Origin of the sequence: Kocuria subflava (assembly GCF_012163155.1) — a bacterium.
GTDB lineage: Bacteria > Actinomycetota > Actinomycetes > Actinomycetales > Micrococcaceae > Kocuria > Kocuria subflava.
In genome coordinates this window covers 1-642 of the sequence record NZ_JAAVUN010000145.1, presented here as the reverse complement: position 1 = coordinate 642, position 642 = coordinate 1, and the positions used below count along the sequence as shown (strand labels likewise).

The window sequence follows — 642 nt, the reverse complement described above, 5'->3', positions numbered from 1 at the left end:
CCTCCGCTCGTTTGGGGTCGGTGCTGTGTACGGAACCTCCGAGCCCGAACGGGGTGTCGTTGGCCAACGCGAGGGCCTCCTCGTCCGACTCGACGCGGTAGACCACGATGACTGGTCCGAACAGTTCCTCCTTGTATGCCTGGGTCCCCTCGGCGACATCCGTCAGCACGGCCGGGCTGAAGAAGGCCTCCGGGCCGGAGGACAGCTCACCGCCGACGTGCAGGGTCGCGCCTTCCTCCACTGCCGTCTTGACCTGCTGATCCAACTTCTCCGCGGCAGCACGCGAGGACATCGGACCGTAGGTCTTCGGACGCTCGGCGGCAGGATCGGCCGGTTCGAGCTCCGAGGTCAGGCGGACCATTTCGGCCACGAAATCGTCATAGATTTCCCCGGAGACGATGATCCGCTTGTTGGAATTACACGCCTGCCCGGTGTTCTCGATCCGGGTGTCGAAGGCCAGCTGGGCGGACTCGGCCACGTTGTCGGTGTCCAGGACGACGAACGGGTCCGACCCACCCAGCTCCAGGACCACCTTCTTGAGGTTGCGCCCGGCGATTTCGGCCACCTTGGCACCGGCCCGCTCGGACCCGGTCAGAGACACACCTTGGACCCGCGGGTCACCGATGACCCTCTCGATCTGGT

General features: G+C 65.6%; 1 protein-coding gene. It reads right to left on the bottom strand.

Annotated elements, in window-relative coordinates:
* The coding region (locus tag GTW58_RS13445; RefSeq protein WP_168023598.1) for an aldehyde dehydrogenase family protein at window positions 1-642 on the bottom strand (642 nt) is incomplete at both ends.